The 12,835-nt window shown below is 70.1% G+C and carries 9 protein-coding genes and 2 pseudogenes; 6 read left to right on the top strand and 5 right to left on the bottom strand.

Annotated elements, in window-relative coordinates; translation table 11 throughout:
- The first annotated feature begins 32 nt into the window (after positions 1–32).
- The gene (locus tag OG966_RS33575) at positions 33–779 is read left to right on the top strand and encodes a creatininase family protein (RefSeq protein WP_326653796.1); all 747 of its coding nucleotides are present in this window, start codon (positions 33–35) and stop codon (positions 777–779) included.
- Positions 776–1,426 (top strand): annotated as a pseudogene (locus tag OG966_RS33570) (RibD family protein); the annotation flags it as partial. The gene OG966_RS33575 and the pseudogene OG966_RS33570, both read left to right, overlap by 4 nt.
- 273 nt (positions 1,427–1,699) lie before the next feature.
- Here OG966_RS33570 and OG966_RS33565 read toward each other — a convergent pair.
- The 5 genes and pseudogenes from OG966_RS33565 to OG966_RS33545 all read right to left on the bottom strand — a co-directional run.
- Positions 1,700–2,530 (bottom strand): annotated as a pseudogene (locus OG966_RS33565) (lysylphosphatidylglycerol synthase transmembrane domain-containing protein); the annotation flags it as partial.
- Positions 2,527–3,372: a class I SAM-dependent methyltransferase gene (locus tag OG966_RS33560; protein ID WP_326653795.1), complete on the bottom strand. Its 846-nt coding sequence runs from the start codon at positions 3,370–3,372 to the stop codon at positions 2,527–2,529. The pseudogene OG966_RS33565 and the gene OG966_RS33560, both read right to left, overlap by 4 nt.
- Positions 3,369–4,439 carry a glycosyltransferase family 4 protein gene (locus OG966_RS33555; protein WP_326655484.1) on the bottom strand — a complete coding sequence of 357 codons (1,071 nt, stop codon included), beginning with the start codon at positions 4,437–4,439 and terminating at the stop codon, positions 3,369–3,371. Before OG966_RS33555 ends, OG966_RS33560 begins: the two co-directional genes overlap by 4 nt.
- A 137-nt stretch (positions 4,440–4,576) precedes the next feature.
- A complete protein-coding gene (locus OG966_RS33550; RefSeq protein ID WP_326653794.1) occupies positions 4,577–4,975 on the bottom strand; it encodes a 6-pyruvoyl trahydropterin synthase family protein in 399 nt (132 codons plus the stop codon).
- Positions 4,976–5,053: 78 nt separating this feature from the next.
- Positions 5,054–6,043 (bottom strand): zinc-dependent alcohol dehydrogenase, encoded by a 990-nt coding sequence (locus tag OG966_RS33545; protein ID WP_326653793.1) that lies wholly within the window; start codon positions 6,041–6,043, stop codon positions 5,054–5,056.
- A 108-nt stretch (positions 6,044–6,151) separates the two neighbouring features.
- On the opposite strand from OG966_RS33545, the gene OG966_RS33540 reads away from it, so the two are divergent.
- From OG966_RS33540 to OG966_RS33525, 4 genes are all read left to right on the top strand, one after another.
- Positions 6,152–6,943 carry a CDP-alcohol phosphatidyltransferase family protein gene (locus OG966_RS33540; protein ID WP_326653792.1) on the top strand — a complete coding sequence of 264 codons (792 nt, stop codon included), beginning with the start codon at positions 6,152–6,154 and terminating at the stop codon, positions 6,941–6,943.
- 462 nt (positions 6,944–7,405) lie between these two features.
- On the top strand, positions 7,406–9,235 hold the full coding sequence (locus OG966_RS33535; RefSeq protein ID WP_326653791.1) for an AMP-dependent synthetase/ligase: 1,830 nt from the start codon (positions 7,406–7,408) through the stop codon (positions 9,233–9,235).
- Between the two features lie 87 nt (positions 9,236–9,322).
- Complete coding sequence (locus OG966_RS33530) at positions 9,323–9,700, top strand: hypothetical protein (protein ID WP_326653790.1); 378 nt, start codon at positions 9,323–9,325, stop codon at positions 9,698–9,700.
- Positions 9,684–12,278 (top strand): caspase, EACC1-associated type, encoded by a 2,595-nt coding sequence (locus tag OG966_RS33525; protein WP_326653789.1) that lies wholly within the window; start codon positions 9,684–9,686, stop codon positions 12,276–12,278. Before OG966_RS33530 ends, OG966_RS33525 begins: the two co-directional genes overlap by 17 nt.
- Positions 12,279–12,835 lie beyond the last annotated feature (557 nt).

Here is a 12,835-nt window from a genome sequence, read left to right as displayed (position 1 = left end):
GCGCGGAGCGAACAACGAAAGGCCGGAAAGACATGAGCGGTTGGGGAACGCCACAGGCATCGGATCTGCTGCCACCGGACTCCACGGAGGACGTGAGGACCCGGCGGCCCGGTGTCGCCGTCCTTCCCATCGGCAGCTTCGAGCAGCACGGGGCATTCCTTCCCCTGGTGACCGACACGGTCATCGCCTGTACCATCGCCCGGGAGGTCGCTGCCGCCCATCCGGTTCACCACCTTCCTCCGCTGACGTTCTCGTGCTCGCACGAGCATGCTGCGTGGCCCGGAACCGTCAGCATTTCGGCCGCGACCCTCTACGCCGTCGTACGTGACATAGCCGACTCGCTCCGCCGGTCCGGTATCGGCGCCCTGGTTCTGGTGAACGCGCACGGCGGAAATTACGTACTACGCAATGTCGTTCAGGAATCTGCCGGCAGCGGGATCCGTATGGCGCTTTTCCCGGGCTCGGCGGACTGGGATGCCGCACGGGCAAGGGCAGGTGTGCAGACCCCGTCGCACAGCGACATGCACGCGGGCGAAGTGGAGACATCGATATTGCTGCACGCCCATCCCGAACTCGTCCGATCCGGTTATGAAACCTCCGACTTCATTGCCGACGACCGCAAGCACCTGCTCACTCTCGGTATGCCTGCCTATACGGAATCCGGTGTCATCGGCCGCCCGTCAATGGCGACCCCCGAGAAGGGAAAGGAGCTGCTGACCGGACTTGTCGAATCCTTCGGTGAGTACGTCTCCCTGCTCACCCGGGAGGGGACCCGATGACCGGCCGCGGCGGCGAACTCGATGCGGCAGAGGCCTGGGAGCGACTGCGCGGCATCCGGTCCGAGGCGGACGCCGAGGCCGCCGGGCTGGTCCGGACCACGGACGGCGGCCGGCGCTGGAGGCAGGACGCCTCACCCGAGGCGGTGATGCTCGCCGACCGCTATCTGCCGCTGTGCCTGGCCGGTCCGCACCTCACCTTCGCCCAACTCGGCCAGAGCCTGGACGGGTTCATCGCCACCCGTACCGGCGACGCCGACTACGTCACCGGAGAGGAGGACCGCCGCCATCTGCATCGCCTGCGTGCCCTCGCCGACGCCGTGGTCGTCGGGGCAGGCACCGCCGTCGCCGATAACCCCCAACTGACGGTGCGCGCCTGCCCCGGTCCCAACCCGGTGCGCGTCGTCGTCGATCCGCACGGCCGCGTACCGCTCGAGCACCGGGTGTTCACCGACGGGTCGGCGCCGACTCTATGGGTGGTGGGGGCGGGCAGTGACACCGACAAGGCCGTTCAGGAGGGCGTCGACATCCTGACGCTGCCGGACAGCGACGCGTTCGCCCCGAACCGCCTGGTGCAGACGCTCACCCGGCGCGGCCTGGGCCGGGTGCTGATCGAGGGCGGCGGCGTCACCGTGTCGCGCTTCCTGGACGAGGGAGCACTGCACCGGCTCTACGTCACCGTGGCACCGGTCCTGCTCGGCGACGGTGTTCCGGGGCTCCGCTTCGCCGGTCAGCCGGTGATGCGGGACGCCCTCCGCCCTCCCGTACGACGCGCCACCCTCGGCGAGGACACCCTCTTCGAGCTGGAGCTGCGGGCGCCGCAGCCGGGCGAGCCACTGACCGGCGATCACGCCGGCACCGGGCAGGCTCGCGGCGAAGGTGAGCACTCCGTAGACCACGGCGACGGTCAGCCCCTGGGCCGCGCCCAGGCCGGCGGCTCCGAAGGCCCACGCGGTGACGCCTTCTCTGGGCCCCCAGCCACCGACGTTCAGCGGCAGCGCCATGGCGAGCAGCGCCAAAACCATCAGGGGCACCAGCTGGGCGAACGACGCCGTTGACCCCGCTGCCCTGGCGGCGAGAAGGAACGTCCCGAGGTGCCCGGCGAGCACCACGACGGACGAGATGATCACTCCCGGCCAGCTCCCGCGGGCGAGCAGTCCGAGCCGCGCTTCGGCCAGCGCGGCCCGGACTGCGCGGCGCCATCCGGACGTAACCGGCCTCCTGCCGAGCCGGACGGCGACCGTGATCATCAGCCCGCCCAGCGCGGCGAGCGCCAGAGCGATCACCGGTGACGTGGCGAGGCTCAGGGTCTCCGTCAGGGCCGGGGACGGGTGGGCGAGCAGCACCGTCACACCGACCGCGATCAGCACCACCTGGCCCGCGGTCCGTTCGAGGACGACCGCGCGTACGCCGCGTCCGATGTCACCCGTGCTCTGCCCGTGCCGTACCGCGCGGTGCACATCGCCGAGCACGCCGCCGGGCAGCGCCGCGTTCAGGAACAGGGCGCGGTAGTAGTCGGCGACGGCCCGGCCAAGCGGCAGCCGGATGCCCAGGCCACCGGCGACGATGCGCCAGCGCCAGGCGCTGAACACGGTGGTGAGCAGGCCGAGTCCGAGGGCGGCCAGCAGGGTGGGGCCGTCGATCCTGCTCAGCCCGTCCAGGAAGGCGCCGGTGCCCAGCCGCCACACCAGTACGGCGAGGATGCCCGCTCCGGCGATCGTGCCGACGCGGGCCCGGACCGTCTGCGCGCTCATGGTGTCACGCCCGCGGGCCGGGGCAGCGCCAGAAGGTCACTGTGGTAGACGACCACCCGCAACTCGCCCGCCGCGCACGCCTCCAGGCGTCGGCGCAGATACGCGTCGGCGCGCTCCGCCAGGTCCGGGCGATGCTCACAGGCCGCGCCGACCCAGCCCCGTAGCCACTCCGCCGTCAGCGCCGACTCATCGGCACCGAGCCGCCACGGGCTGGTCTGCACCCGTACCATCGCCCCGTGCCGTGCGAAGGCCACGGAGGCCACCGAGACGGCATCGGGGCCCAGCAGCCCGCTGCGGCGCTGGTGGGCGTCGAACGCGTCGGCGAACTCCGCATCCAGCGGTTCGGCCGGTGTCAGCTCGACCCGCCCTACCACGGAGAGCGACAGCAGGGCCGGGCATCCGGCTTCCGCGCAGGCGGCGGCGACCCCTTCCACCTCGTCGCGGGTGAGCACGTCCAGCAGAGCGGAAGCCGTCAACAGAGAGGCGCCGCGCAGGTCTTCCGCGGTCAGGCCGGCGATGTCACCTCGTTCTGTCGCGACCGTCACGTGGCTTCCGTCGGCCGCCCTACGAGGCGTTCGCACGGCGGCCAGGTCGAGCAGAGCCGGGTCGCGGTCGTGCAGGATCCAGTGCTGGGGGCCGTTCAGCCGGGGTGCGAGCCAGCGTCCCATGGAGCCGGTGCCGCAGCCGAGATCGCGGATCACGATCCCGGAGGCCCGTCGCTCCTGAGCCGCCAGCCAGTGCTGGAGCGGCTCGATGAGTTCGGGTGCCCGGGCGGCGGCGTCGGCGCCCTCCCGCAGCTCCAGCCACTCGGGCGCATAACCAGGCGCGTCGGTCGTACTCATGCGGCCCTCCGGGGCTCGAGTCGGAGTTGTTCGAGCGCGCCGGCCAGATTGCGCGCCGTCGTCTGCCACCCGTCCAGCGCGGTGCGCCGGTCGCGTGCGGCCGTCTTCAACCGGCGGCGCAGGCCTGGCTCGCCGAACCAGCGCCGCAGCGCCGTCGGGAGTGCCGCCGGGTCCTCCGACGGTACGAGCATGCCCGGCACGCTGCCGTCGGGCGCGCGCCCGACGGCTTCCGGGAGTCCGCCGACGGCCGTCGCCAGCACGGGAATGCCGCGCGCGAGCGCCTCGGTCACGGCCATGCCGTACGTTTCGGCGTACGAGGTGAGCACCATGAGGTCGGCGGCGGCGTAGCTCGCGTCCAGCTCCGCGCCGGAGCGCGGTCCGACGAGGTGGACCCGGTCGCCGAGACCTGACTGCTCGATCAGCTCCCGCAGACCGGCGACATATCCCGGGTCGTGGTCGAGGCCGCCGACGCATACACAGGTCCAGGGCAGGTCCGCGACGGCCGCAAGTGCCTTCACCAGCCGGTACTGCCCCTTGCGCGGGGTCACCGCGGCCACGCACAGCAGCCGCGACGCGCCATCGGTGCCGGGCGCCGAAAGCTCGATGTCGGCGCCGGGGGCGGCGACGTGGACCCGGCCCGCGGCGAGCCGGTGGTGGGCCACGAGCCGGCGGGCCGCCCAGTGGCTGGTCGCCACGACCGCCGGAACGGCGCGCAGAGTTTCGCGCTCCAGGGCGTCCAGGTCCGCCGCCCGGGCGGGGGCGAGTCCTGTCTCGTCGCCCAGCGGCAGGTGCACCAGTACCACCAGGCGCAGCCGTTCGGTCTCGGGAACGACGATGTCGGGAACGGCGCAGGCGACGAGTCCGTCGAGGAGAACGACGGTGCCGTCCGCAGACTCCGCCAGGATGCGGGACAGTTCGGCGCGCGCCGCCGCTCCGGGCTGCGGCCAGGTGCCCGCGACGGTGTGTTCGCGGACCTGCCAGCCGGTGCCGGGCAGGTCCTGGCACATCCGGCGGTCGTAGACATTGCCGCCACTCGGGGCGGTCGGATCGTCGACGCCACCGGGCATCACGATGTGCACCGAGCGTACGGGCGTCGCGGTGACGTCGGCGCGGTTCGCCACGCCTCGGTTCACGGGCCCGTGGTTCACCGGCTCGCGGCCGGCGGGCTCGCGGTTCACGGGTTCGCGGCCGACACACTCGCGGTTCACAGCGTGCGCTCGTAACTCGCCCAGGCGATGTGCGACTCATGCAGGGTCACCGCGATGCCGGCCAGGCCGCGTGCGCCATCGCCCAGCGCCCCCGCATGCACCCGGTCGGCCAGACGGTCCGCGATGACCTTGGCCAGGAATTCCGTACTGGTATTGGTGCCGGCGAAGTCGGGGTCGTCGTCGAGATTCCGGTAGTTCAGCTCGCCGACGACGGTCCCGAGCTCCTGGGTGGCCAGCCCGATGTCGACAACGATGTTGTCGGCGTCCAGCTCGGCACGGCGGAAGGTGGCGTCCACGAGAAAGGTCGCTCCGTGCAGGCGCTGCGCGGGTCCGAAGACCTCTCCGTGGAAGCTGTGAGCGATCATGATGTGATCACGGACTGTGATGCTGAACAACGGGCGACCCTCCAGGTACGGCGCGTCTGGCCCTTTGCCGGGGCCTGTCGAGTAGTACGTCCGACCTGGTCTCCTTGTTCAGGCCGGATCAGCAGCGTCGTACAGAACGCGGTGGCACAACGCCGGGAGGTCGCCCGAGGCGAGCCTCGGCAGCACCTCCGGCAGTTCGCCGAAGGAGCATTCGCCGGTGACCAGCGCGTCGAAGGCGGGGTCGGCGAGCAGGTCGAGCGCGAGCGCGAGCCGGTCGGCGAAGGTCCGGCGGGAGGCACGGGCCGGGGACACCGTCCCCACCTGGCTGCTGCGCACGACCAGGCGCCGGGAGTGGAAGGCCTCGCCCAGCGGCAGGCTGATCCGCCGGTCGCCGTACCAGCTCAGCTCGAGAACCGTCCCCTCCGGGGCAAGGAGTTCCAGTGAGCGCGCGAGTCCTTCCTCAGTGGCGCTGGCGTGGACGACAAGATCGCAGTCACCTGCGGCTTCCCCTGGGAGCGCGAAGTCGACACCGAGCGCCTTGGCGATGGCGGCGCGCCGGGGCTCGGCGTCGACCAGCTGGACGCGCACGGCGGGGTACTGGGCCAGGACCGCCGCGACGCTGCAGCCGACCATGCCCGCTCCGACGACGGCGATCCGGTCGCCGAGCAGCGGCGCGGCGTCCCAGACGGCGTTCACGGCGGTCTCCACCGTCCCGGCCAGCACGGCCCGTGGGGCGGGGACGTTGTCCGGGACGGGCGTCACGGCGCTCGCGGGGACGACGTACCGGGTCTGGTGCGGGTAGAGGCAGAAGACCGTTCGGCCTAGCAGGTGCCGCGGACCTTCCTCGACCACACCGACGTTGAGGTAGCCGTACTTGACGGGCCCGGGAAAGTCGCCGTCCTGGAACGGTGCCCGCATCGTGGCGTGCTGGCTCTCCGGTACGCCGCCACGGAAGACGAGGGTCTCCGTTCCACGGCTCACACCGGAGCAGAGGGTGCGCACCAGCACCTCGTCCTCTGCGGGTGCCGGCAGGCGGACATCCCGTATCTCGCCGTGACCGGGTGAGCGAAGCCAGAAAGCACGGGCCACGCGTTCCATTGGCGCCTCCTGAGCAATCGGGCGACGATTCGCGTACTGATCTTTTGAGAAGCCGCGCACACGGTACGCGGCACCTGATGGATCTGTCACTCGGCCGGAGGATGCACGGTGGCCTTGAACAACGCGTACGACATGAGGCCACTGCGGCACGAGACAGCCGTGGGAGCCGGCGCCCAGGTACTCCTGCTGGCCCTGCTCGGCACGGCGATAGGCCTGGGCCCGGCGGGATGGCTGACGGGCCTGGCCTTCGCGGTCGCCACCTGGGCCGTGCTCACCCGCGCCCTGCGCCGGTCGTGGCTCAAGTCCTTCGGAGCTGCCAACCGCGTCACACTGGCCCGGGCGACGCTCGTCGGGGGTGTGACCGCGCTGGTCGCGGATTCCTTCGAGAGTCCGCCGCCGGTCACCGTCCTGGTCGCCCTGACGACAGTGGCGCTGATACTCGACGCGGTCGACGGCCAGGTCGCCCGGCGCACCGGCTCGGCGTCCGCCTTGGGGGCACGCTTCGACATGGAGGTCGACGCGTTCCTCATCCTGGTGCTCAGCGTCTACGTCGCCACCTCGCTGGGCCCGTGGGTGCTGCTGATCGGCGCCCTGCGATACGCGTTCGTCGCGGCGGCCCGAATACTGCCCTGGCTGCGCGGGCCGCTGCCACCGAGCACGGCACGCAAGACGGTGGCCGCGCTGCAGGGGATCGTGCTGCTCGTGGCGGGCGCGGGGATCCTGCCGCGCTGGCCGGCATTCGCGGCTGTTGTGGTGGCGCTGGGGTTGCTGGTGTGGTCCTTCGGACGCGACATCGGGTGGTTGTGGCGCGTCAGGGGAGGCGTTGCGGAGGAGACGGCCGAGGGGACAGCCGAGGAGGCGGCCGGGGAGTCTGCCGAGGCAGTGCGCCAAGCGGCCTGACAGCCGGCCTTCACGGACGACGGCGTGCCCGTACGGTCGCCGATCTACGGCGCGACGTCTACCGGGCCCTCGTACCACCGAGGTCGCGATCGGCCATGATGCCGCCATGTGTACGAACTCGCCCCGCTCGACAGGGACCTGATCACACGGTTGAACAATGAAGCGTCCGTCGGTGATGTCGCCGCAGAGGCCACCGCGATCGGCTACGTTGTCGACACCGACCTCCTGCCCCGAACGCCAGTGACATCCGCCGTCAGGCCGACGTCCCTGACGTGAGCGGAAGGCGGAGACCACGGTCGCGAGGGTTCGCATACGGCACTTGGGGCCCGGGAGCCCGCCCTCACCCCGGACGACTGACAAAGGAAGTGTCCGAAATCTAGGCAGGAACTGCCTCCAACAGGTACCTTTCGCTCCCTGAGTTGCACAGCGCGACGCCCCGAACACGGGGAAGGGAGAGGCCATATGCCAGGAAGCGGTCCTCCTTTCCGGGCCGAACCGCCGTGGTCGAAGGGCCTGGCCGAATCGGTCTACGAGACCGCCGATCGTGATCCCTCCCTGGTCCAGTTCTCCCGCCGCTCGGCGACACAGCCTGATGGCTGGGAACCGATGACCGCAGAGCAGTTCCGCGACGAAGTCCTGGCCGTGGCCAAGGGTTTCCTGGCCAACGGCATCCGCTTCGGCGACCGGGTCGCGCTGATGTCCCGTACTCGCTACGAGTGGACGGTTCTGGCGTACGCCCTGTGGTCCGTCGGCGCCGAGGTCGTTCCGGTCTACCCCACGTCGTCCATCGAGCAGGTGCGCTGGATCCTGTACGACGCCCAGGTCCGGGCCATCGTGGTCGAGCACGAGAACCATGCGATGACCGTGGCGGCGGCCACCGACGCGGAGACTCGGCTGTCCGCGATCTGGCAGATGGACCTGGGCTGTGTGGCCACCCTGATCGACCAGGGCACCGGGATGGACGACGACCTGATCCACCGTCACCATGCCGCTGTGTTGCCGGACCAGGTCGCCGCGATCTGCTACACCTCCGGCACCACCGGAACGCCCAAGGGCTGCCTCATCACCCACGCCAATCTGGCCGCCGAATGCGACATCCTCCTCGAAGGCTGGGGCGGGATCATAGCCGAGCCCGGGGTGCAGCCTTCGATTCTCAACTTCCTGCCCGTCGCCCACATTTACGGGCTGATGGTCGTCGTCGCCTGCCTGCGTGGCGGCGTCCGCCTCGGCCACCAGCCCGATCTGACGCCCGAGGCGCTGCTCCCCGCCCTGGCGTCCTTCCAGCCCACGTTTCTCTTCGCCGTGCCGTACATCTTCGAGAAGATCTTCCACAAGGCCCGCCGCACCGCCGAGGAAGCCGGACGCGTCAGCCTCTTCGACAAGGCCGCGGCCGTCGCGGTGCGCTATGCCGAGGCCGTGGAACGGCACTCCACCGGCTCGGGCCACGGCCCAGGGCCGTCCCTGAAGGTCCTGCACGCCGCCTACGACCGCCTGGTCTACAGCAAGCTGCGCGCCGTACTGGGCGGGCAGGTACGCAACGCGGTGTCCGGCGGCTCGACGCTCCGGAGGGAGCTGGGGCTGTTCTTCGCGGGCACGGGCATCACCGTGTACGACGGGTACGGCCTCACCGAGACCGCGGGCGGCATCACGGCCCAGCCCCCGGGAGCGGTCAGATTCGGCACGGTGGGCCGGCCGATTCCGGGCTGCGCCGTACACATCGCGAGCGACAGCGAGGTGTGGGTACGCGGCGACACGGTCTTCGCCGGCTACCTCAACAACCCGAAGGCCACCGAAGCGGTGCTGCGCGACGGGTGGTTCGCCACCGGGGACATGGGCCATCTCGACGGAGAGGGCTACCTCGTCATCACGGGGCGCAAGAAGGACGTCATCATCACCAGCGGCGGCAAGAGCGTGGCACCGTTGCCCCTGGAAGAGCAACTGCGCCACCACCCACTGATCTCGCAGTGCCTGATCGTGGGAGACGACCAGCCGTACATCGCGGCGCTCATCACCGTGGACCCCGAGGCGCTGGCGCACTGGCAGGCACTGAAGGGGAAGCAGCCGTTGGACATCACGGCGATGACGGACGACGAAGACCTGCGGGCGCAGATCCAGCGTGCGGTCTCCCGGGCCAACACCCGTGTTTCGAGGGCGGAGTCCATCCGGGCGTTCCGCATCCTGCCGCAGGAGTTCAGCCTGGACTCCGGTCTGATGACACCGACGCTGAAGCTCAAACGGCGGGCGATCACGGGAGCGTACGCGGCGGACATCAAGGCCCTGTACACACGCTGAGGGCGCATCAGGGATCCGGTGGAAGCGGCCCGCACACTCGTGTGCGAGCGGCTACTCTCAGTGGGGTCGGGTACAGGAGGGGGCCTTGTGTCGGACTTCGTCGGCTTGAGCGTACGGGTTCGGCCGCTTCCGGACGACGATCCGGAGGAGCTCGCCGAGATCACCGGGCGTCTGCGCGCGGAGTTGCTCGATCTCGACGTCATGGCGGTCGATCCGGTGAGCGAGGCAACCGAGCCCGAGCACGCCAAGGGGCTCGCCACCGTGGTGGGCTGGCTGGCCGTTCAGCTACGCGCCGCCGACGCACTGCGGGGGGTCGTCCAGGCGGTACGCAGTTGGACGGGGCGCACGGACCGTGTGGTCGAAGTCAGCCTCGGCGGGGACACGTTGAAGGTCACCGGCGTGACCTCGGCGCAGCAGGAGGCCATCATCAGCGCCTGGCTCGCACGCCATGCAGCCGACACCTGAGCTGTCGGCCGAGCGCCGGCTGGCCCTGGTGGTGGCGACCTCCACGTACACCGACGCCTCACTCCGCCGGCTGCGGGCGCCCGCACATGACGCCGCCGCTCTGAGCGACGTCCTCTCCGATCCGGAGATCGGCGGGTTCACGGTCACGCAGGTGATCGACAGGACGGCTCAGGATGTCCGGCTGGCCTTCGAGGAATTCCTCGCTCATCGCGCTCCGCACGATCTTGTGGTGGTGTACGTGTCCTGCCACGGGCTCGTCGATGCCCGCAGGCGCCTGTACTTCGCCGCTACGGATACCCGCAAGGACCGGCTGGCCGCCACCGGAGTGGAGGCGCAATGGCTCCTCGACCAGCTGGACGACTGCCGAGCACGACGGCAAGTGGTGATTCTGGACTGCTGCTTCAGTGGCGCTTTCGCGCAACGCAGCAAGGGAGAGACCGACCTGGGACTGGGCGAGAGGTTCCACGGCCACTCCCGCGGCCGGGTCGTGCTGACGGCCTCGCGGGCGACCGAGTACTCGTTCGAAGGCGAGCCCGTCCCCGGGGAGGTCCTGCCGGGATCCGTGTTCACCAGCGCTTTGGTGACCGGCATTCGCAGCGGTGAGGCCGACACCGACCACGACGGATACATCTCCGTGGACGACGCCTACACCTACGCGTTCGACCGGCTACGGGTCGACGATGTGGCGCAGACACCACAGCGCTGGCTCTACGGAGCCGAGGGAAAGATCCTGCTCGCCCGCAGTCCCGTCGGCGTCTCCATCCCCTCCCCCTTACTGCCCGATGCCTGGGCCACTCGCCTCGCGAGTCCCCATCCGGCCGTCCGGCTCGGCGCCGTCGCCGCCATGGGCGAATCGCTCACGGACAGCGATCCCGCCCGCGCCCTGGCCGCCCGCCGGGCGCTCGAGCAAGTCGCCGATGAGGACATTCCCCGCGTGGCGCAGGCCGCTCGCGCCCAGCTGGACAGCGTCTCGATCGGCTCCGGCACGCCGCTCGCGGAGGGTTCCTCCGAGGAGCAGCCGGAGACAGTGACCGGTCCCCCGGCTTCGGCAGCCCACGCGCGCGGCGACGCTGTGCCCGACGAGAGCGTGTCCGACGAGGATCCACCGCAGCCGGTTCTGATCAACCTGTCGTCGCCCGCCGTAGACGCGGCCCACGGACCGCCGCGCCGGCCTCACTTTCTGCGCACTCGCCGCGGTCGTGTTGTCCTCGGCGGGCTCGTCGTCCTGATCGCCGCGGCCGCGACGGTCACGCCCATGCTCGTCGACCAGTCCAACGACCCGGGTTCTCCCGGCCGTTACGACCGGCCGCGTGGATCCATTCTGGTGAACAACAAGGCAGTCACCGGCTCCTCGGACACCGGGCAGAAAATGCGCTGGAAACGCACGTACACCGACGGCCCCTTGTACGCGTCCGTCACCGGCTACGCCACCCAGTCGTTCGGCACCAGTCTGCTGGAGAACGTCGAGGACAAGCTTCTGACCGGCACCGACTCCCGACTTCACTCAGCCGGCGCAGGGAATGTGTTCACCACCATCGACGCCGCCGCCCAGCAAGCCGCGTACAAGGGGCTGAAGGGCAAGCAGGGCGCCGTCGTGGCGCTCGATCCAAGCAGCGGCAAGATCCTCGCGCTCGTCTCCGGCCCCTCCTACTCCCCGTCAACGATCGCCGGCACATCCAAGGAGGACACGGCAGCCTGGACCGCCCTGAACGGCGACACGGAAAAGCCCCTGCTCAACCGAGCGCTGAAGCGGACCTATCCGCCGGGCTCCACCTTCGAAGTGGTCACGGCCGCCGCCGCCCTGGAGAACGGCCTCTACAAGAACATCGAGGCAGCCACCGACTCGCCTGCGCCGTGGACGCTCCCCGAGTCCACGGTCCAGCTGAAGAACGAGGACGGCGCCACCTGCGAGAACGCGTCCCTTCAGTCCGCTCTCCTGAATTCCTGTAACACCGTCTTCGCCAAGATCAGCAATGACCTCGGGAACGCGAAGATGCGCGAGCAGGCTGCCGGATTCGGCTTCAACAAGGAGATCACCACGCCCGTGCTCGCGGTCAAGTCCGTCTATCCCGCGGACGATGGTTCGCTCAATGCCCTTGATGGCATCGGCCAGGGCAGCACCAGCGTCACGCCTCTGCAGATGGCCATGGTCACGGCAGCCGTCGCCAACGAGGGCGCGCTCATGCAGCCGTACCTGGTCGCCGGCCTGCAGACCGCCGACGGCAAGATCGTCGAGCAGCACAAGCCCAAGGCGATGAGCCGGTCGCTCAGCGAACTCAACGCGAGGAAGCTGCAGCAGATGATGGAGTACATCGTCGGGGACGGACCAGGATCCGGGGCCAAGATTCCCGGGAGCACGGTGGGCGGCATGAGCGGCAGCGCCCAGCTCCCCACCGGAACCAGCAACACCGCCTACGCCTGGTTCGTCTCCTACGCCAAGAGGGAGGAATCCGGATCCCCGGCGGTTGCCGTCGCCGTTGTCGTCGAGTCCTCCGGCGGGACCGGGGAGAAAGCCTCGGGGGACAAGATCGCCGCTCCGATCGCCAAGCGCGTCATGGAGGCGGTCCTCAAACGGTGACGCACACGGCCGGACAGCAGAAAACCCCACACGAAAGTGGGGTTCTCATTGGTGTCCGAGGGGGGACTTGTACCGGGAGCCCACGGATCGCGCCACTCAGCGCCGAATTGGAGCTGGCTCTGCCGTAGCTGCCGACCGGAGTCTGGGTGAGGGGAAGTGTTGGTCGTGCGTCCGCGCAGGTGCGAATCCCCGGCGGGGGACACGGAACATGGGAACGGGGGGAGCCGGTGGTCGGGGGTGGGCAGGTCGTGATCCAGACGGTCGTTCGGCTCAATCGGTAGGCCGTCAGCGCTTGGCCGCAGGTTCGAGTCCCTGGCGGGAGCCGCCGTCAAGGGCTGGTCGTGCCGCATCCGCCGTGACCTGCGGAGATTCGCTGGTCGTGCAGATGGCGACGCATCTTCCTAAGACGGGCGTTGTCTGATCGCGACCGCAAGATGTGGCTTGTCGGGTCTACGACGCTGACTGATCACTCGGGCCGGGGGCGGGCTGAGGGGCGGTCCCGGCCGGTGCCGGTTGGCCCCGGACCGAGGGTGTGCGTGGCCGTTGCTTCGTCGATC

This window comes from Streptomyces sp. NBC_01750 (genome assembly GCF_035918095.1).
Classification (GTDB): domain Bacteria; phylum Actinomycetota; class Actinomycetes; order Streptomycetales; family Streptomycetaceae; genus Streptomyces.
The sequence above is the reverse complement of the archived record's forward strand: the minus strand, read 5'-3'. Positions and strand labels throughout refer to the sequence as shown.

Coding starts and splice junctions, on each gene's coding strand:
- OG966_RS33575 (WP_326653796.1), top strand. CDS start 33: ATGAGCGGTTGGGGAACGCCACAGGCATCGGATCTGCTGCCACCGGAC.
- OG966_RS33560 (WP_326653795.1), bottom strand. CDS start 3,372: ATGAGTACGACCGACGCGCCTGGTTATGCGCCCGAGTGGCTGGAGCTG.
- OG966_RS33525 (WP_326653789.1), top strand. CDS start 9,684: ATGCAGCCGACACCTGAGCTGTCGGCCGAGCGCCGGCTGGCCCTGGTG.
- OG966_RS33555 (WP_326655484.1), bottom strand. CDS start 4,439: ATGCCCGGTGGCGTCGACGATCCGACCGCCCCGAGTGGCGGCAATGTC.
- OG966_RS33535 (WP_326653791.1), top strand. CDS start 7,406: ATGCCAGGAAGCGGTCCTCCTTTCCGGGCCGAACCGCCGTGGTCGAAG.
- OG966_RS33545 (WP_326653793.1), bottom strand. CDS start 6,043: ATGGAACGCGTGGCCCGTGCTTTCTGGCTTCGCTCACCCGGTCACGGC.